Raw genomic sequence first — 17,764 nt, 5'->3', positions numbered from 1 at the left:
GTTCAGTCCTTTCGAGCGGGTACGACGAACCCGCGCGGGGTCAGTTCGTATCGGAAATGAGCGTGAGGTCTGACGTCGTCGACGCCACCCGCGCTCCACGGATTGCAACGCAGGATGCGCCAGGCGGAGAGCACTGCTCCCCACAGGGCGCCGTTCTGCTGAACCGCTCCTACAGCGTACGCGGAACAGGACGGGTAGTACCTGCACACATCCCCATAGAGCGGGGAGATCACCGCGCGGTACAGCGCGAGAATCGCGAGAACGACGTTGCGAGGAACGAGCAGGGTGCCACGCAGAAGGTCGGATGCCCGGAACTGCGCCGTTCCGAAGGCGTAAGAGGGCAACGCGCTCATGCCCGCGCCGATCCGGCGAGCACTCGACGCAGACAGCGCTCGACATCGGTGCGAAGGGAGGCGAAGTCCGCGTCGGCGGATGCAGGAAGGGCACGGATGACGACATCCGTGCCCTCAGGAACCATGTCGATGAACTCCGCGCACACTGCCTTGAGGCGTCGGCGAACGGTGTTGCGAACCACAGCGGTTCCTACCTGCTTGCTGATGATGAACCCGAACCGGGGTGCCCGATCCTCCGCGCTGCGAAGCACCGAGGTGATCAGGCGCGGCCCGCCGCATCGTGTTCCCCGACGGACCACCTGTCGGTAGTCGACGCCGCGAGTCAGTCGATTCGGTCGGGCCAGCACTGGGCGGTCAGGCCGAGAGCTCGGTGCGGCCCTTCGAGCGGCGGGCCGCCAGGATGGCACGGCCGGCGCGGGTGCGCATGCGGGCGCGGAAACCGTGCTTCTTGGCGCGACGACGGTTGTTGGGCTGGAAAGTGCGCTTGCTCATGGAATCACTCCGGGGATGGTGTCACCGGGTCTGAACATCCGGAGACGGGGGGTACTGCCGTAATGGCATAAGTCAACCGACTAAGGATACGACCTGCCACGGCGCAGGGCAAATGCGCGCCCGGATGCCCACGGCCGCCCGCACCGGATTCCGGCACCGCGGCCGCCAAGTTGCGCACACCCATTATCCACAACTGTGGAGATCCGGTTCACATGCGACACACCCGCGTGTTTCCGCGGGCGGCTTGCTGTTCATCGCACCGATGACTACCGTGGCATCCGACGTTATCCACAGGGGAAGATCACGCTTGACGGCGCGTTTTCCACAACTTCGCCCGGAGCACCATGACCTCTGCCGCCCATCCCGATGTGCCCATCTGGTCATCCCTGCTCGAGCGACTCGCCGAAGACGATCGCGTCAGCCCGCAGCTTCATGGGTTCCTCAGCCTCGTCGTGCCCGCGGGCGTCATGGGCGGCGTGCTCTACCTGGACGTTCCCAACGACCTCACCGCAGCGCAGATCAACAAGCGGCTGCGCGTGCCGATGATGGAGGGACTCTCAGCGCTCGGAGACGAGGTCACCTCGTACCGAACGGTCGTGAACCACGAGCTCATCGATCAGCCGGCCGCCGCGATCGCCGTTCCGGAATTCCCGATCGCCGAGACGGCACGCGTCGAGTCGCCGATGGAGCAGCAGCCCGCTCCCCTGCGGCACGAGTCGCGACTGAACCCCAAGTACACCTTCGACAACTTCGTGATCGGCCAGTCCAACCGCTTCGCCCACGCCGCAGCGGTCGCCGTCGCGGAGGCACCGGCGAAGGCGTACAACCCGCTGTTCATCTACGGCGACTCGGGCCTCGGCAAGACGCACCTGCTGCACGCGATCGGCGACTACGCCCAGTCGCTCTACGCGGGTGTGAAGGTGAGATACGTCTCGAGTGAGGAGTTCACGAACGATTTCATCAACTCGATCGCCAACAACCGCGGCGCGGCGTTCCAGAGCCGGTACCGCGAGGTCGACATCCTGCTCATCGACGACATCCAGTTCCTGCAGGGTCGTGCCGAGACGCAGGAGGCGTTCTTCCACACTTTCAACCAGCTGCACGACCACAACAAGCAGGTCGTGATCACGAGCGACGTGGCTCCCAAGCTGCTCACCGGCTTCGAGGACCGCATGCGCAGCCGCTTCGAGTGGGGCCTGATCACCGATGTGCAGGCGCCGGATCTTGAGACGCGCATCGCGATCCTGCGCAAGAAGGCGCAGAGCGAGTCGCTGCACATCCCCGATGAGGTGCTCGAGTACATCGCGACGGTCGTCTCGTCGAACATCCGTGAGCTCGAGGGCGCCCTCATCCGCGTCTCGGCGTTCGCCAGCCTGAACCGCTCGATGCTCGACATCTCGCTGGCGCAGACGGTGCTGCGCGACATCGTCGACACCACCGAGGACAACATCATCTCGCCGACCGACATCATCACGGCGACGGCGGCCTACTTCAAGCTCACGGTCGACGACCTGTACGGTTCGAGCCGCTCCCAGCAGATCGCCACCGCCCGGCAGATCGCGATGTACCTGTGCCGCGAGCGCACGAGCCTGTCGCTGCCGAAGATCGGTCAGCTCTTCGGCAACCGCGATCACACGACGGTGATGTACGCCTGCAAGAAGATCAGCGAGCTGATGAAGCAGCGTCGATCGCTGTACAACCAGGTCACCGAGATCACCACTCAGATCAGCCGGCGCTGACACAGCGACACGCCTGATCCCAGGCAAAATCCGAGAGGTTCTCCGCAGCCCCTGTGGATAACTTGTGGAAACATCGGGTTCCGGATGCCCGCCCCACGACCCGCCTGTGGATAACTGGCGAGAGCCGGCCAGACGCCCACACCTCGGTATCCCGCGGATTCCTCACGAATTCCACATGTGACACGTGTGTAGTTTCCTACTCCTGGCTGATATCCACCGAGTTATCCACAGAATCCACAGTTGTTAACACCGTTAAGAGAAATTCTTCATGTCAGGGTTCATCCGATGACCAGACGGATGTGGACGAACCGACCCGATCGACCCGATCCGGGTAGTGGACCGCTCGTCACCTGCGGCTAGCATGGGATCGCCTGCAGTGCGCCCGCTGCAGTGCGCCGAGGCAACGAGGGAGCGCCCGTGAGGTTCCAGGTCAACCGCGATGTGTTCAGCGAGGCTGTGTCCTTCGTCGTCAAGCTGCTCCCGCAGCGCAATCCGCAGCCGATCCTCGCTGGTGTGCTCATCGAGGCATCCGGTGAGGGACTGACCCTCTCGGCATTCGACTACGAAGCGTCCGCTCGCACGACGATCGAGGCGACCGTCGACGAACCCGGCACGATCCTCGTGCACGGGCGTCTGCTCTCCGACATCGCCAGCCGACTGCCCAATGCGCCGATCGAGATCGCGGTCGAAGACGACGGGGGCGTCGCCGTCACCTGCGGCTCAGCGCGCTTCACTCTCGCGTCCATGCCCGTCGAGGAATATCCCTCGATCCCCGAGGTCACGGGTTCGACCGGAGTTGTTCCGGCCGAGGATTTCGCGACGGCGATCGCCCAGGTGGCCTTCGCCGCGTCCCGCGACGACGTCACTCCGGTGCTCACGGGCGTGCAGCTCGAGGTCGCGAATCACAACCTGAGCCTGGTCGCCACCGACCGCTACCGCGTGTCGCTCCGCGACGTGCCGTGGGACGGCGAGGTGGCCGAGCAGTCCGCCCTGGTTCCCGCGCGCACCCTGACCGAGGTGGGCAAGACGTTCGCTCATGCCGGCACCATCGAGGTCGCCTTCTCGGGAGCCGGAGATCGCGAGATCATCGCCTTCACCGCCGGCAACAAGACCGTCACCTCTCTCCTGATCAAGGGCAACTTCCCGCCGGTGCGCCGGCTGTTCCCCGAGCAGACCGACCACTATGCCGTCGTGAACACGGCAGAGCTCATCGAGGCTGTCCGCCGCGTCGCGCTGGTGCTCGATCGCTCGGCGCCGCTGCGGTTCACGTTCGGCGCCGACGGCGTGACGATGGATGCCTCGGGCAGCGAGCAGGCACGGGCATCCGAGTCGGTCGACGCGCATCTCAACGGCGGCGATGACGTGACCCTCGGCCTCAACCCTCAGTACCTGCTCGAGGCTCTCGGTGCGGTCAAGAGCGAGTTCACCCGCGTGACCTTCACCTCGAGCGACAACGCGAACAAGCTGAGCCCGGTGCTCATCACGAGTCAGACCTCGGTCGACCAGGCCGGGCTCGACTCGTTCAAGTACCTGCTGCAGCCGAACCTCCTGCTGCGGTGACCCGGCGACCGGCTCGGGGACCCAGACGACGGGGTTCCAGGGCCGATGTCGGGGCTCGAAGGTAGGCTGTAGCGGTGATCGTGGAGCACCTGAACCTGGTCGACTTCCGCAATTATGCGACCGCTGATCTGGCCCTTCACCGCGGTCCCAACGTGCTGGTCGGCAGCAACGGACAGGGCAAGACGAATCTCGCCGAGGCGATCGTGTTCCTCGCCACACTCGGTTCCCATCGGGTGTCATCCGATGCCCCCATGGTGAAGGACGCGAAGGACTTCGCGGTCATCCGTGCGCGTCTCGTGCACGGTGAGCGCAAGGTGCTCGTCGAGGTGCAGCTGAACAGGCAGGGTTCGAACAAGGCGCGCATCAACGGGTCCCCGTCGAAGACCAACGAGCTGCCCCGCTATGCACACGTGGTCCTGTTCGCCCCGGAAGACCTGCAGATCGTGCGCGGTGACCCGTCCTCCCGCAGAAGATTCGCTGATCAGATGTTGATTCAGCGCACCCCTCGCATGGCCGGCGTGATCGCCGACTACGAGCGCGTGCTGCGCCAGCGCACGGCGCTGCTGAAGTCGGCGCGCGCCCGCGGAGTGCGCGGTGAGGGTCTGTCGACCCTGGACGTGTGGGACGACAAGCTCATCGCACTGGGGTCGGAGATCATCCACGCGAGGCTTCGGCTCGCCGCCGATCTGCACGGTCCGGTGACCGACGCCTACGCGGCCATCGCGGGTGCGGATCACCGGCCGCAGCTGGAATGGGCGCTGTCGGTGCGTGGCGCGAATCCCGAGGACGACTCCGATGATGATGGGGATGCAGACGCCGATCCGCGCGGCGAGATCGCCGATCAGTTCCGCTCTGCGCTGCAGGCCAAGCGGAGCAAGGAGATCGAGCGCGGCCTGACGCTCGTCGGTCCGCATCGCGACGATCTGATCCTGCGCGTCCGCGACCTCCCGGTGAAGGGCTATGCCTCCCACGGCGAGTCCTGGTCGGTGGCCCTGGCGCTGCGACTGGCATCCGCCGAGCTGCTGCGAGCCGAATCGCCGGCAGGTGACCCGGTGCTGATCCTCGACGACGTGTTCGCCGAGCTCGATGCCGACCGCCGGCAGCGCCTTGCGGCGCTGACCGCGGGATACGAGCAGGTGATCGTCACAGCGGCGGTCGAAGCCGACATCCCCGAGCCGCTGCACCGTCATGTCGTGCGGATCAGCGCCGGCGCGATCACCGATGACCGGGAGACGGAGGAGGATGCCGATGACCCAGGTCTCTGAGCCCGTCGAAGGGCCGCAGCCCCCCGAGACCATCGCCACCTATCTGCGCCTGCGCGGGCTGAAGCCGAGCGCGAAGAACTGGAAGCGCAAGAAGCGCATCGAGGTGGACGACGACAACGCGCCGTTCACCAAGGGGCGCGACCCGGGCACGCTCGGCGATGTTCTGGCGAAGCTCACCAGGGATTCCGGCTGGGAGAAGACCCTCGCCGCCGAGGACCTGGTGAGGCAGTGGGCCGAGTTGGCGGGCGCGGACACGGCGAAGCACTCCGAGCCGGTGTCGCTCGAGCGCGGTGTGCTCACCGTGAAGTGCGACTCGACGGCGTGGGCGAAGAACCTGCAGTTCATGCGCGCGGTGATCATGACCGAGATCGGCAATCGTTATCCGGATGCCGGTGTGCAGAACATCCGCTTCATCGGACCAGACGTCCCCTCGTGGAAATGGGGTCCGCGTGTTGTACCGGGACGGGGCCCACGGGATACCTACGGGTAGGACACCACGTCCGCACCTCCAAGCGCTCAGAAGCCGTCACACGGCGTTTGAGGCGCATATCGACCGGCGAAACGCAGTAGAATCGGGTCGTACCTTCGATGTGGAGAACCATTTCTGATGACGCCTGAAGAAAACGCCGACGACGCTTCGATGAGCGACGCGACCGAGAACAGCTCCGCGAAGGTATCCGGCGACTACGGAGCCGAACAGATCCAGATCCTCGAGGGTCTCGAGGCGGTCCGCAAGCGACCCGGCATGTACATCGGCTCCACCGGGCCACGCGGTCTGCACCACCTCGTGTACGAGATCGTCGACAACTCCGTCGATGAGGCGCTGGCCGGCTACGCCGACAACATCGACGTCACCATCCTCGAAGACGGTGCCGTGCGCGTGGTCGACAACGGCCGCGGCATCCCCGTCGATCCGCACTCCTCCGACCCCAACAAGTCGACCGTCGAGGTCGTGCTCACGATCCTGCACGCGGGCGGCAAGTTCGGGGGCGGCGCCTACGCCGTCTCCGGCGGTCTGCACGGCGTCGGCTCCTCGGTGGTCAACGCGCTCTCGACCCGCTTCGACGTCGAGGTCAGGCAGAAGGGCTTCGTCTGGCGCCACAGGTTCGGCGAGGGCGGGATGCCGCAGCAGAAGCTGGAGAAGGGCGAGCCGACCGATGAGACCGGCACGGCCATCACCTTCTGGCCGGACCCCGAGATCTTCACCGAGACGATCGAGTTCGACTACGACACCCTGCGCACCCGCTTTCAGCAGATGGCGTTCCTGAACAAGGGGCTGCGCATCGCGCTGCGCGACGAGCGTCCGGCATCCGCCCTCGAGGACGAGGTCGACGGCACCGTCGTCACACGTCAGCCCGCGGATGTCTTCCTCTACGAGCGCGGTCTGGTCGACTACGTCGAGTACCTCAACAAGGTGCGCAAGGCCGAGGTCGTCAACGAGGAGATCATCGCGTTCGAGTCCGAGGACACCGAGCGCAAGATCTCGCTCGAACTCGCGATGCAGTGGACCACCTCGTACACCGAGAACGTGTTCACGTACGCCAACACGATCAACACCCACGAGGGCGGTACGCACGAAGAGGGCTTCCGCGCTGCGCTCACCAGCCTCGTCAACCGCTACGCCCGCGCGAACAACCTGCTCAAGGAGAAGGACGAGAACCTCTCCGGCGACGACGTGCGCGAGGGCCTCACCGCGGTCATCTCGATCAAGCTCGGCGAGCCGCAGTTCGAGGGTCAGACCAAGACCAAGCTGGGCAACACCGAGGCGAAGGCGTTCACGCAGAAGATCGTGAACGACCAGCTCGGCGACTGGTTCGACCGCAACCCGCAGCAGGCGAAGAACGTGATCCGCAAGGCCATCGACGCGGCGACGGCCCGCATGGCCGCACGCAAGGCCCGCGAGACCGCGCGTCGCAAGAGCGTCTTCGAGTCGGCCGCGATGCCCGACAAGCTCAAGGACTGCACGAGCAAGGACCCGTCGATCAGCGAGATCTTCCTCGTCGAGGGCGACTCGGCCGGCGGCTCGGCCGTGCAGGGCCGCGACCCGCACACGCAGGCGATCCTCGCGCTCCGCGGCAAGATCCTGAACGTCGAGCGCGCTCGCCTCGACAAGGCGCTGGGCAACCGCGAGGTCCAGGCGATGATCCAGGCCTTCGGCACCGGCATCGGCGAGGACTTCGACATCGAGAAGGCCCGCTATCACAAGATCGTGCTGATGGCGGATGCCGATGTCGACGGCCAGCACATCACCACTCTGCTGCTCACCCTGCTCTTCCGCTACATGCGCGGGCTCATCGAGGCCGGCTTCGTCTATCTCGCTATGCCCCCGCTGTATCGCCTGAAGTGGTCGAATTCACCCCACGAGTACGTGTACTCCGACGCCGAGCGCGATGCGCTGCTGCAGCACGGGGCCGAGAACGGCAAGCGTCTGCCGAAGGATGCCGGTGTGCAGCGCTACAAGGGTCTGGGCGAGATGAACGCCAAGGAGCTGTGGGAGACCACGATGGATCACACCACGCGCACGCTCCGCCAGATCACCATCGACGATGCCGCCGCGGCGGACGAGATCTTCAGCGTGCTGATGGGCGAGGACGTCGAGTCGCGACGCACCTTCATCCAGCGCAACGCCAAGGACGTCCGCTTCCTCGACATCTGACACATCCCTCCCCCACACAGCTGATCTCGGACAACAACACACGCACGTAGGACGGAGGAATCTTCCCGGAGTGAGCATCGGGGTGGCGCGCCAGCGCCGGGGCCCCCGCTCTGCGAACGAAGGGAGGATTCCGGAGTCCGGCAGTATCCGGAGAAGAAGAACACCATGACTGACGAAGAACGCCCCGACATCACCGCGGGCCACGAGCACGGCCGCATCAACCAGGTCGACCTGCAGTCCGAGATGCAGCGGTCGTACCTCGACTACGCGATGGCTGTCATCGTCGGTCGCGCGCTGCCCGACGTGCGCGACGGTCTCAAGCCCGTGCACCGCCGCGTGCTGTACGGCATGTACGACGGCGGGTTCCGTCCCGACAAGTCGTTCTCGAAGTGCGCGCGCGTCGTCGGCGAGGTGATGGGTCAGTACCACCCGCACGGTGACACCGCGATCTACGACACCCTCGTCCGCCTCGTGCAGCCGTGGTCGCTGCGCTACCCGCTCGCGCTCGGCCAGGGCAACTTCGGCTCCCCCGGCAACATGGGTGCCGCCGCTCCCCGGTACACCGAGACGAAGATGGCCCCGCTCGCGCTCGAAATGGTGCGCGACATCGAAGAGGACACGGTCAACTTCTCGCCCAACTACGACGGGCAGACCCAGGAGCCTGACGTCCTGCCGGCGCGGTTCCCGAACCTGCTCGTCAACGGCTCGATCGGCATCGCGGTCGGCATGGCGACCAACATCCCGCCGCACAACCTGCGCGAGGTGTCGGCCGCAGCGCTGTGGGCGCTCGAGAACCCGCAGCTCCCCCGCGAGGAGCTGCTCGAGGGTCTCATCCAGCGAGTCCCCGGCCCGGACTTCCCGACGGGCGCCCAGATCCTCGGCACCAAGGGCATCCACGAGGCGTACCGCACCGGCCGCGGCTCCATCACCATGCGCGCAGTCGTCGAGGTCGAGGAGATCCAGGGCCGCACCTGCCTGGTGATCACCGAGCTGCCGTACCAGGTCAACCCCGACAACCTCGCGGTGAAGATCGGCGACCTGGCTCGCGACGGCAAGATCACGGGCATCGCCGACATCCGCGACGAGTCCTCCGACCGCACCGGTCAGCGCCTGGTGATCGTGCTCAAGCGCGACGCCGTCGCCAAGGTCGTGCTGAACAACCTGTACAAGCACACGCAGCTGCAGGAGAACTTCGGCGCGAACATGCTCGCGATCGTCGACGGCGTGCCGCGCACGCTCGGTCTCGACGGGTTCATCACGCACTGGCTCGATCACCAGCTCGACGTCATCGTGCGCCGCACCGGCTTCCGGCTGCGCAAGGCGCAGGCGCGCATGCACATCCTGCAGGGGTACCTGAAGGCGCTCGATGCGCTCGACGAGGTCATCGCCCTGATCCGGCGCTCGCCCACCGTCGACGAGGCTCGCGAGGGTCTGAAGACGCTGCTCGACATCGACGACGATCAGGCCGAGGCGATCCTGCAGATGCAGCTGCGCCGCCTTGCCGCACTCGAGCGGCAGAAGATCATCGATGAGGCCACCGAGCTCGAGCTGAAGATCGCGGACTACAAGGAGATCATCGCCACCGAGTCGCGTCAGCGCGGCATCGTGCGCCACGAGCTCACCGAGATCGTCGACCGCTTCGGCGACGAGCGTCGCACGCACATCCTGCACGGCTTCGACGGCGACATGTCGATGGAGGACCTCATCCCCGTCGAGGAGATGGTCGTCACCGTCACTCGCGAGGGCTACATCAAGCGCACGCGCAGCGACAACTACCGCTCGCAGCACCGCGGCGGCAAGGGCGTGAAGGGTGCGCAGCTGCGCGCCGACGACCTCGTCGAGCACTTCTTCGTCACCACCACGCACCACTGGCTGCTGTTCTTCACCGACAAGGGCCGCGTCTACCGCACCAAGACCTACGAGGTGCCTGAGGCCGGCCGCGACGCCAAGGGCCAGCACGTCGCCAACCTGCTCGCGCTGCAGCCCGACGAGAAGATCGCCCAGGTGCTCGCCATCAGCGACTACGAGGCGAAGGACTACCTGGTGCTCGCCACCCGCAGCGGCCTGGTGAAGAAGACCCGCCTCGGCGACTACGACACCAACCGCCAGGGCGGCGTCATCGCCATCCGCCTGCGCGAGACCGACGAGCTGGTCAGCGCGAAGCTGGTCGACTCCGACGAGGACATCCTCCTCATCAGCGCGAAGGGCATGTCCGTGCGCTTCCACGCGACCGACGAGGCGCTGCGTCCGATGGGCCGCGCGACCGAGGGCGTGCGGGGAATGAAGTTCAGGGACGACCACGACTGCCTGCTCTCGGCATCCATCGTCCACGACGACTCGTTCGTGTTCACCGTCACCGACGGCGGGTACGCCAAGCGCACGTCGATCGTCGAGTACAAGGTGCAGAAGCGCGGCGGAACGGGCATCAAGGTCGCCAAGCTGAGCGACGAACGAGGGGTTCTCGCGGGTGGTCTGGTCGTCTCAGAGGACGACGAGGTCTTGGTGGTTCTCTCCAGCGGCAAGGTGGTACGCTCTGCCGTGGCCGAGGTGCCGGCGAAGGGTCGGGACACGATGGGAGTCGTGTTCGCCCGCATGTCCGGTGACGACCGCATCCTCGCCGTGGCCCGCAACAGCGAGCGCGGCATCGAGGAGGATGACGAGTCTCTCGGCGAGATCGAGGTCTCCGAGCCCGCCACGCCACCCGCTGACACCCCCGAAGCCTGATCCGAAGAGAGCACCGATAGATGAGTACAGTCGCTGACAAGCTGGCGAAGAAGTCCACACGGAAGACCGGGGGCAAGCAGGTGCGCCTGCGGCTGGTCTACGTCGACTTCTGGTCGGCCGTGAAGCTGTCGTTCCTCGGAGCGGTGGCACTGGCGATCGTGACCATGGTCTCGTTCTTCCTGGTGTACCTCGTGCTGCAGGCCACGAACGTCATCGCGCAGGTCGGCAAGATCCTCGACACCCTCACCGACGGAGCCATCGATCTGTCGAGCCTGATCGGGCTGCCGCAGATCATGGCCTTCGGCGCCGTCGTCTCGATCCTGAACCTCATCGTGTTCACCGTGCTCGGCGCGGTCATCGCGGGAATCTACAACCTGGCAGTGAAGGTGACCGGCGGGCTGCTCGTCGGGTTCATGTCGAACTGATCTCTCTCCTCCGGTGTTTGCCGGACTCCGAAATCCCCTTTTCGTTCGCAGCCCTTCGACTCGCTGCGCTCGCTCAGGAACCACGGCCCATGCCCCTCCCGCTTCGCGGGTCCCTCCCCGATGCTCTCGAAAAGGGGATTTCTGCGTCCTCTCCTCAGTGAATCTGCTCTTGTGCCGACGGCAGAGGCGGGGAGGATGGGGAGGGAAGGGGAGTTCACGAGGAGTCGGCATGCGGTGGGTGGTGGGGCTCGAGGAGGTCGGGCGGGATGACTTGGAGGTCGCGGGCGGGAAAGGTGCGAACCTCGGGGAGATGATCCGAGCCGGGATGCCCGTGCCGGGCGGATTCGTCGTGACGACGGATGCCTATGCGCAGGCGGCCGGCGCTGTCGGGCTCGCGTCGCGGCTGGCGGATGCGCCGCCTTCGGAACTGCGGGGCATGCTGGCATCCGCGCCGCTGCCGGAAGAGCTGCGGGTGCAGATCGCCGAGGCCTATCGGGCGCTGGGTGACGAGGTGCCGGTGGCGGTGCGGTCGAGCGCGACCGCGGAAGACCTCCCGGGCGCGGCATTCGCGGGGCAGCAGGACACCTACCTGAACATCGTCGGCGTGGACGCCGTGGTCGACGCGGTGCGCGACTGCTGGGCATCCCTCTGGACTGACCGCGCGGTGTCGTATCGACGGGAGCGACGAGTCGACCAGCGCACCGTCCGCATCGCCGTGGTGGTGCAGCAGCTCGTGCACGCCGAGATCGCCGGGGTGATGTTCAGCGCCGATCCGGTCAGCGGTGCTCGAGACCGCGTGATCGTCGACGCGGCCGCCGGGCTCGGGGAGGCCGTCGTCTCCGGCTTGGTCACGCCCGATCACCATGTTCTCGACCAGCACGGCGAGCAGCTCGAGTTCCGCGCCGGCCGCGCCGAGGTCGCGATCCGCCCCGCGGCGGGCGGCGGTGTGCAAGAAGAGGCGGAGGTCAGGGCATCCGAGAACCCGCTGCTCTCTGCGCATCTGCTGCGCGCTCTCGCTCGGCATGCCCGCGCCGCCGCCGAGCATTTCGGGCGTCCGCAGGACATGGAGTGGGCGGTCGCCGACGGGCGGATCTTCATCCTCCAGGCGCGACCGATGACGGCGCTTCCGCCCCCGCCGCAGAAGCTCAATCGCCGTCAGCGTCTGCAGAGCACGATCTTCAGCGAGTATCTGCCGGTGCGCCCCTATCCGCTCGACGTCACCACCTGGCTCGGCCACGGGCCCGCGGAGATGATGAGGCAGATCACCGAGCACTACGGACTGCGCGGCGCGTTCCGTGACTACCTGCGTGAGGAGGACGGCGTCGTGGTGCAATTCGTGCCGCCGAACCCGCATCTCGGCGTCGCCGCTGTTCTTACCCCGTTCCAGGTCGCGTCGAAAGCCCGCCGGTTCCCGATCGACGCGTGGCAGCAGGATCCCCGTCTGGCCGTGCTGCTGGGTCGTGCCGATGCGCTCGACCAGCTGGACCTGCCGCGGATGCCCTGGCGCGAGCTGCTGCAGGTGCCGCCTCGAGCACTCGCCGCGATGGACATCAGTCGCGACCTGCGCATCGACTATCTTCCCGCCGCCGGTGTGGCGATCGCCCGCCTCGCGATCGCGACGACGCTGCTCGGCCGTCGCCGGATGCTGGGTGATCTCACCGGCGGTGCTCCGACGCGCACGGCGGCAGCTGAGAGGGCGCTTGTCGCGCTGGCCGCTTCCGTGCGCGCGGATGCCGAGCTGCGCGCGCTCTTCGCCGCCCGCTCACCCGATGAGATCGTGACCGGACTCCACGCAGGGCGCTTCCCCCAGTTCAGCGCGCAGCTCGACGCGTACCTCCGCGAGTTCGGTCGCAGGGAGACCGTCTCCCCTCTGCTCGTCAGCCCGCCCACGCTCGCTGAATCGCCGGGCGTCGCCGTCGGCATGATCGCGGGCTTCGTCGACCATCCCCCCGCAGGCGACCCGTCTTCTCGCTCGGCGGATGCCCGCACTCAGCTCCTCGCCCATCCGCTGCTGCGCACGCGGTGGGCGCGCGGCGTCATGACCCGGTGGATCCGGGCCGCACAGGGCGGGATGGCCCTGCGTGAGGACACGCACTTCTTCTTCACCGCGACGCTGCCGGCACTGCGCCGGGCGCTGCTCGAGGTCGGCGAGAGGCTGCGGGGTGCCGGAGTCGTCGACGAGCCGTTCGACGTCTTCCACCTGCGGTGGGACGAGGTCACCGCGATACGCGATGTGCGGCAGATCCCGTCGGCGGAGGTCGATGCGCTGCGCAGCCTCGTCGCGCAGCGCGCGGCGAAGAGATCCGAGCTGACGGGCATCCCGGTCGTCGATCTGCGGGGCGTCTTCACCCGCCAAAGCAGCCGCGATGCGCTCGCCGTGGGCACCCCGGCCGGAGGGGGCTCGGCCACCGGCCGCGCGCGAGTCGTCCGTGATGCGAACGACTTCCACAGGGTGCGCCAGGGCGATGTGCTCGTGTGCCCCTACACCAACCCGGCGTGGACGCCGCTGTTCCTCAAGGCGGTCGCGGTCGTCGTCGACACCGGATCCGTCGCGTCCCACGCGGCGATCGTCGCCCGCGAGTACGGGCTCCCGGCGGTCATGGGCACCGGCGACGGCACACGGACGCTCATCGACGGCGAGCGCGTGATGGTCGACGGCACCACCGGGAGGGTCACCCGCGCCTGAGCTCGCGGAGCCGAGCAGACGGTAGGGAAAACCCGAACGCGTGTGTCGGGCTGGCTCCGTGTCGGGATGCTCACGAGAACCGTAGCTTTGAGTCATGACCACGAACCCGACTCCCCCGGCACCGCCTCGCGCTGCGGACGCGCACATCGCGCCGCCGCCGGCGCCTGCCCCCGCGGCGACTCGTCCGAGCGCGGACGGTCCGCGGCCACCGCTGCGCATCGTTCTCACCGTCCTCGAGCTCGCCGCGCTCGGAGCAGTCGGCTCGGCGACGCTGGCCGCGCTGAGCGCCGTGCTCGGCGTCGGGCTGGCGCTGCTGTTCGTCTTCGGCATCGGCCTGCTGTTCCTCGTCGGCGTCGTCTATGCGATCTACGGTGTGGCGTGGATCGAGGTGCGCCGGGTGGGAAGCCTCTACGGCGCCGAGGTTCCCGATCTGCGCTGGCGCGAGCGCACGAAGCCCGGGTTCGGCGGATGGCTGCGCAACCTCGCCCGCCAGTCGGTCGACGGGCGCATGTGGCGCACGATGCTCAACTTCGTTCTCGCGTGCATCCTCGGCACGATCCTCCTGCGGGTGTTCTGGGGCATGATCTGGTCGGTCTTCTTCGCGTTCGCGCCCTTGTCTTCCGAGGGCAGCATCGAGGGCCCGTTCGGCAACTACCTGGCCGTTGAGTGGGCCCCGCTGATCGGCATCCTCGGTCTCATCGCCGGCGTCGCCGGCCTGATCGGCCTGGCGCTGCTGCACCGCGTGCTGAGTCGCGCGCTCGTCATCCCCAGTCGTGAGGCCGAGCTCACCGCTCAGGTGCGGACCACGACCGCACAGCGCGCCGGTGCCGTGCGCGCAGCCGAACTCGAGCGCACCCGCATCGAGCGCGACCTTCATGATGGCGTTCAGCCCCGACTCGTGTCGGTGGGCATGACGCTGGGACTCGCCAAGCAGAAGATCGACGCCGACCCGGCAGTCGCCAAGGCGCTGATCGACGAGGCGCACACCTCGACCAAGGCAGCCATCACCGAGCTCAGGCAGCTCGCCCGTGGCATCCACACCTCCGTGCTCGACGACCGCGGCCTCGACGCCGCCCTGTCGGCGCTCGCCGGTCGCTCGCACATCCCCGTGCAGCTGGACGTGCGCATCGATCCGTCGGCGACGGGTGCCGGCGCCTCCTGTCGTGATGCCGAGGCGGCCGTCTACTTCGCGATCGCCGAGTCGCTCACCAACGCGGCCAAGCACTCCCGTGCCAGCGAGTGCCGCGTCGTGGTGCGCAGCCGCGACGGTGGACTCTGGGCCCGCGTCGAGGACAACGGCATGGGCGGCGCGCAGGTGCAGCCCGGCGGCGGCCTCGACGGCATCACCAACCGCGTGCTCGCCGCCGGCGGCACCTTCCGCCTCGACAGCCCCGCGGGCGGTCCGACCAGCCTGGAGGTGTCGGTGCCATGCGCATCCTGATCTGCGAGGACTCGGTCCTTCTGCGCGAAGGTCTCGTCCGACTGCTCGAAGACGCCGGCCACGAGGTGGTCGCGGCCCTGCCGGACACGACCGGGCTGATGGATGCCGTCACAGCATCCGCGCCGGATCTGGCGATCCTCGACGTGCGTCTGCCGCCGACCTTCACCGACGAGGGCATCCGCGCGGCACTCGCCATCCGAGCGGTCCAGCCGGCGCTGCCCATCCTCGTGCTGTCGCAGTACGTCGAGGAGCGCTACGCCAGCGAACTCATCGCCGCCCAGACGGGGCAGAACCAGGGCGGTGCCCTCGGGTACCTGCTGAAGGACCGGGTGGCCGACGTCGGCGAGTTCGTCGAATCGGTCGAGCGGATCGCAGCCGGAGGCACGGTTCTCGACCCCGAGGTGGTCGCGCAGCTGCTCACCCGCCGCAACCGCGACGAGCGGATGCTGCGTCTGACCGAGCGCGAGCGCACCGTGCTCGCGCTGATCGCCGAGGGCAAGTCGAACAACGCGATCGCCGGGATGCTGTTCCTCAGCGAGGCCAGCGTCGAGAAGCACATCACCGCGATCTTCCAGAAGCTCGGGCTGGAGCCCGAAGACGGCAACCGGCGGGTGCTGGCCGCACTCGCCCACATCGAGAATCACGGCTCGGCAGACGCCGGCCGCAACGACCAGGGAGGGCTGCGATGAGCGGCACGAAGAAGAGCATCGGCGCGATCACCGTGGTGGTCGCCGCGTTCGGCGGGGTCGTGATGCTCGGCTCCGCGGCATCCGCCGCCGTCACCGGGCTGCAGCAGATCGGACCGCAGTCCGGGCAGCTGACGGCGGACGTCGGCAGCGTGAGCTCGATCGACGTCGAAGTCGGGGGAGCGAACATGCGCGTCATGTTCGATGACGTCGATGACGCCGAGCTGCGGGTGGAAGGAGCGTCGACGAGTGGCTGGCTGCTGCGAGCCGACGGCGGTCAGCTCGACGTCCGCGGCCCCGATCGCGGTTTCGACTGGTGGAGTCCGGACTGGCTGCGAGGAGACGAGCGGGCGACGCTCGTGCTGCCTCTCGCTCTGGAGGGAGTGGATGCCGAGCTGACCCTGCAGGCCGGGCAGCTCGACGTCGCGGGTGAGTTCGCCGACCTCGGGATCGACGTGAACGCCGGATCTCTGACCCTGACCGGTGACGCTCGCGCCCTCGACGTCGAGCTGAACGCGGGGCGCGCGGAGGTCGAGCTGCGCGGCGTCGAGCAGGCCCAGTACCGGATCAGCGCGGGTCGCGTGGTGTCGACGCTCTTGAGCGTGCCCGACAGCGTCGACTTCACGGTGTCGGCGGGTGCGCTCGAGCTCACGCTGCCCGACCAGGAGTACGACCTGCGCGGCCAGGCGAGCGCGGGATCGCTGGACAGCAGCCTCGATCAGAGCAGCGGCAGCCGTCACCGGATCACGGGCGACGTCTCCGCCGGATCCGCCACTCTGCGTCCTGGTGGCAGCGGGCAGTGAATCCGAAACGCCCGGCCTGCGCGCAGGCCGGGCGTCGATTCGCTTTTGCCCAGGATCATCCGGTAAAGTCTTGGAGGTTGACGGGGCTATAGCTCAGGCGGTTAGAGCGCTTCACTGATAATGAAGAGGTCCCAGGTTCAAGTCCTGGTAGCCCCACTCAAGACAACAAGAAGGCCCCGCTTCGGCGGGGTCTTCTTCGTCGAGTTCACAGCTCTGGGCCGCGTACGATCCGGACAGGCCCGCGGGCATCGGCCATGCGCACCGGTTCGCCCTTCTGCGTGACGATCACCTGTCCTTCGTCCGCGAGGCCAGCGGTCACGCGCCGCACGTCATCCATGATCGACCGCCACGAATCCGCGCCCACGGTGCGCGCCACGTCACTCGGGCAGATGGACGACGCCTGGCGCTTGCGCACGAGGGCGCGCACAGCCGCGGCGATCCGCTCGTCGAAGTCGGCACCCGAGCGCTCGTCCCACCAGGGCGCTCCCCGCTCACCGAGTGCGGTCTTCGCGTCGTTCACCCGGCGTCGGGCGTCGCTCTCCCCCGCCTTCACCGCGCGTCGCGCGGCCATCAGCTCGTCCACCAGCTCCTGACGGAACGAGTCGGGAATGGCGGGGTCGGTCGCCCGCCACCGCCGTCCGTCGATGATGACATGGTGGCCGTCGGCCGTCTTCTCCGGATCCATCTCCCCAGCATCCGCCTCGTTCCCGGCCATCGCGAGGGACTTGACCCCGCGTCCCCCCTTGCGCGACACGCGCGGATCCGGGGCGCCGGCCGGGCGATTACAGTGGCCAACCCTGCGGCATGTATCATTGACCGCGGTGCTCGCACCGTTGAGGGGCCTTAGCTCAGTTGGTAGAGCGCTTGCTTTGCAAGCAAGATGTCAGGAGTTCGAATCTCCTAGGCTCCACAGATCGAACGCCCCGGCATCGTC

15 protein-coding genes and 2 tRNA genes are annotated in these 17,764 nt (G+C 67.5%); 13 read left to right on the top strand and 4 right to left on the bottom strand.

The window, feature by feature from the left end; genetic code table 11:
* Positions 1–2: 2 nt before the first annotated feature.
* From yidD to rpmH, 3 genes are read right to left on the bottom strand one after another with little or no spacing between them, the layout of a single operon-like run.
* Positions 3–353 (bottom strand): membrane protein insertion efficiency factor YidD, encoded by a 351-nt coding sequence (gene yidD, locus ACIPV2_RS09215; RefSeq protein ID WP_400840527.1) that lies wholly within the window; start codon positions 351–353, stop codon positions 3–5.
* Entirely contained in the window at positions 350–700 is a 351-nt protein-coding gene (gene rnpA / locus ACIPV2_RS09210; RefSeq protein WP_400840524.1) for a ribonuclease P protein component, read from the bottom strand. Before rnpA ends, yidD begins: the two co-directional genes overlap by 4 nt.
* Before the next feature lie 7 nt (positions 701–707).
* On the bottom strand, positions 708–845 hold the full coding sequence (rpmH, locus tag ACIPV2_RS09205) for a 50S ribosomal protein L34 (RefSeq protein WP_019181680.1): 138 nt from the start codon (positions 843–845) through the stop codon (positions 708–710).
* Positions 846–1,189: 344 nt separating this feature from the next.
* Here rpmH and dnaA point away from each other — a divergent pair, with 344 nt between their 5' ends.
* The 12 genes from dnaA to ACIPV2_RS09145 all read left to right on the top strand — a co-directional run bounded on the left by dnaA (position 1,190) and on the right by ACIPV2_RS09145 (position 16,986).
* Positions 1,190–2,584, top strand: coding sequence for a chromosomal replication initiator protein DnaA (gene dnaA / locus ACIPV2_RS09200; protein ID WP_101188891.1), 1,395 nt, complete (start codon positions 1,190–1,192; stop codon positions 2,582–2,584).
* A gap of 417 nt (positions 2,585–3,001) precedes the next feature.
* A complete protein-coding gene (gene dnaN, locus ACIPV2_RS09195) occupies positions 3,002–4,144 on the top strand; it encodes a DNA polymerase III subunit beta (RefSeq protein WP_400840521.1) in 1,143 nt (380 codons plus the stop codon).
* Between the two features lie 74 nt (positions 4,145–4,218).
* Positions 4,219–5,409: a DNA replication/repair protein RecF gene (gene recF, locus ACIPV2_RS09190; RefSeq protein WP_400840519.1), complete on the top strand. Its 1,191-nt coding sequence runs from the start codon at positions 4,219–4,221 to the stop codon at positions 5,407–5,409.
* Entirely contained in the window at positions 5,393–5,899 is a 507-nt protein-coding gene (locus ACIPV2_RS09185; RefSeq protein WP_400840517.1) for a DUF721 domain-containing protein, read from the top strand. Before recF ends, ACIPV2_RS09185 begins: the two co-directional genes overlap by 17 nt.
* Positions 5,900–6,049: 150 nt before the next feature.
* Positions 6,050–8,065 carry a DNA topoisomerase (ATP-hydrolyzing) subunit B gene (gene gyrB, locus ACIPV2_RS09180; protein WP_400841790.1) on the top strand — a complete coding sequence of 672 codons (2,016 nt, stop codon included), beginning with the start codon at positions 6,050–6,052 and terminating at the stop codon, positions 8,063–8,065.
* Between the two features lie 165 nt (positions 8,066–8,230).
* On the top strand, positions 8,231–10,789 hold the full coding sequence (gene gyrA, locus ACIPV2_RS09175) for a DNA gyrase subunit A (RefSeq protein WP_400840516.1): 2,559 nt from the start codon (positions 8,231–8,233) through the stop codon (positions 10,787–10,789).
* 20 nt (positions 10,790–10,809) lie between these two features.
* The gene (locus tag ACIPV2_RS09170; protein ID WP_101188886.1) at positions 10,810–11,214 is read left to right on the top strand and encodes a DUF3566 domain-containing protein; all 405 of its coding nucleotides are present in this window, start codon (positions 10,810–10,812) and stop codon (positions 11,212–11,214) included.
* Positions 11,215–11,443: 229 nt separating this feature from the next.
* Positions 11,444–13,900 (top strand): PEP/pyruvate-binding domain-containing protein, encoded by a 2,457-nt coding sequence (locus tag ACIPV2_RS09165; RefSeq protein WP_400840513.1) that lies wholly within the window; start codon positions 11,444–11,446, stop codon positions 13,898–13,900.
* 94 nt (positions 13,901–13,994) lie between these two features.
* Entirely contained in the window at positions 13,995–15,341 is a 1,347-nt protein-coding gene (locus ACIPV2_RS09160) for a sensor histidine kinase (RefSeq protein ID WP_400840511.1), read from the top strand.
* Positions 15,329–16,030: a response regulator transcription factor gene (locus ACIPV2_RS09155; RefSeq protein ID WP_101188883.1), complete on the top strand. Its 702-nt coding sequence runs from the start codon at positions 15,329–15,331 to the stop codon at positions 16,028–16,030. The genes ACIPV2_RS09160 and ACIPV2_RS09155 overlap by 13 nt, the downstream gene beginning before the upstream one ends.
* Positions 16,027–16,830, top strand: coding sequence for a hypothetical protein (locus tag ACIPV2_RS09150; protein ID WP_400840509.1), 804 nt, complete (start codon positions 16,027–16,029; stop codon positions 16,828–16,830). The genes ACIPV2_RS09155 and ACIPV2_RS09150 overlap by 4 nt, the downstream gene beginning before the upstream one ends.
* An 82-nt stretch (positions 16,831–16,912) precedes the next feature.
* Positions 16,913–16,986: transfer RNA gene (locus ACIPV2_RS09145), tRNA-Ile, on the top strand.
* Positions 16,987–17,035: 49 nt separating this feature from the next.
* Here the strand turns inward: ACIPV2_RS09145 and ACIPV2_RS09140 are convergent.
* Complete coding sequence (locus ACIPV2_RS09140) at positions 17,036–17,584, bottom strand: DUF3253 domain-containing protein (protein WP_400840507.1); 549 nt, start codon at positions 17,582–17,584, stop codon at positions 17,036–17,038.
* Between the two features lie 83 nt (positions 17,585–17,667).
* Between ACIPV2_RS09140 and ACIPV2_RS09135 the strand changes: the two genes are divergently transcribed.
* Positions 17,668–17,740 (top strand) — tRNA-Ala (locus ACIPV2_RS09135).
* Positions 17,741–17,764: the final 24 nt, after the last annotated feature.

Origin of the sequence: Microbacterium sp. NPDC089987, from assembly GCF_044748505.1 — a bacterium.
Taxonomy (GTDB): Bacteria; Actinomycetota; Actinomycetes; order Actinomycetales; family Microbacteriaceae; genus Microbacterium.
The sequence above is the reverse complement of the archived record's forward strand: the minus strand, read 5'-3'. Positions and strand labels throughout refer to the sequence as shown.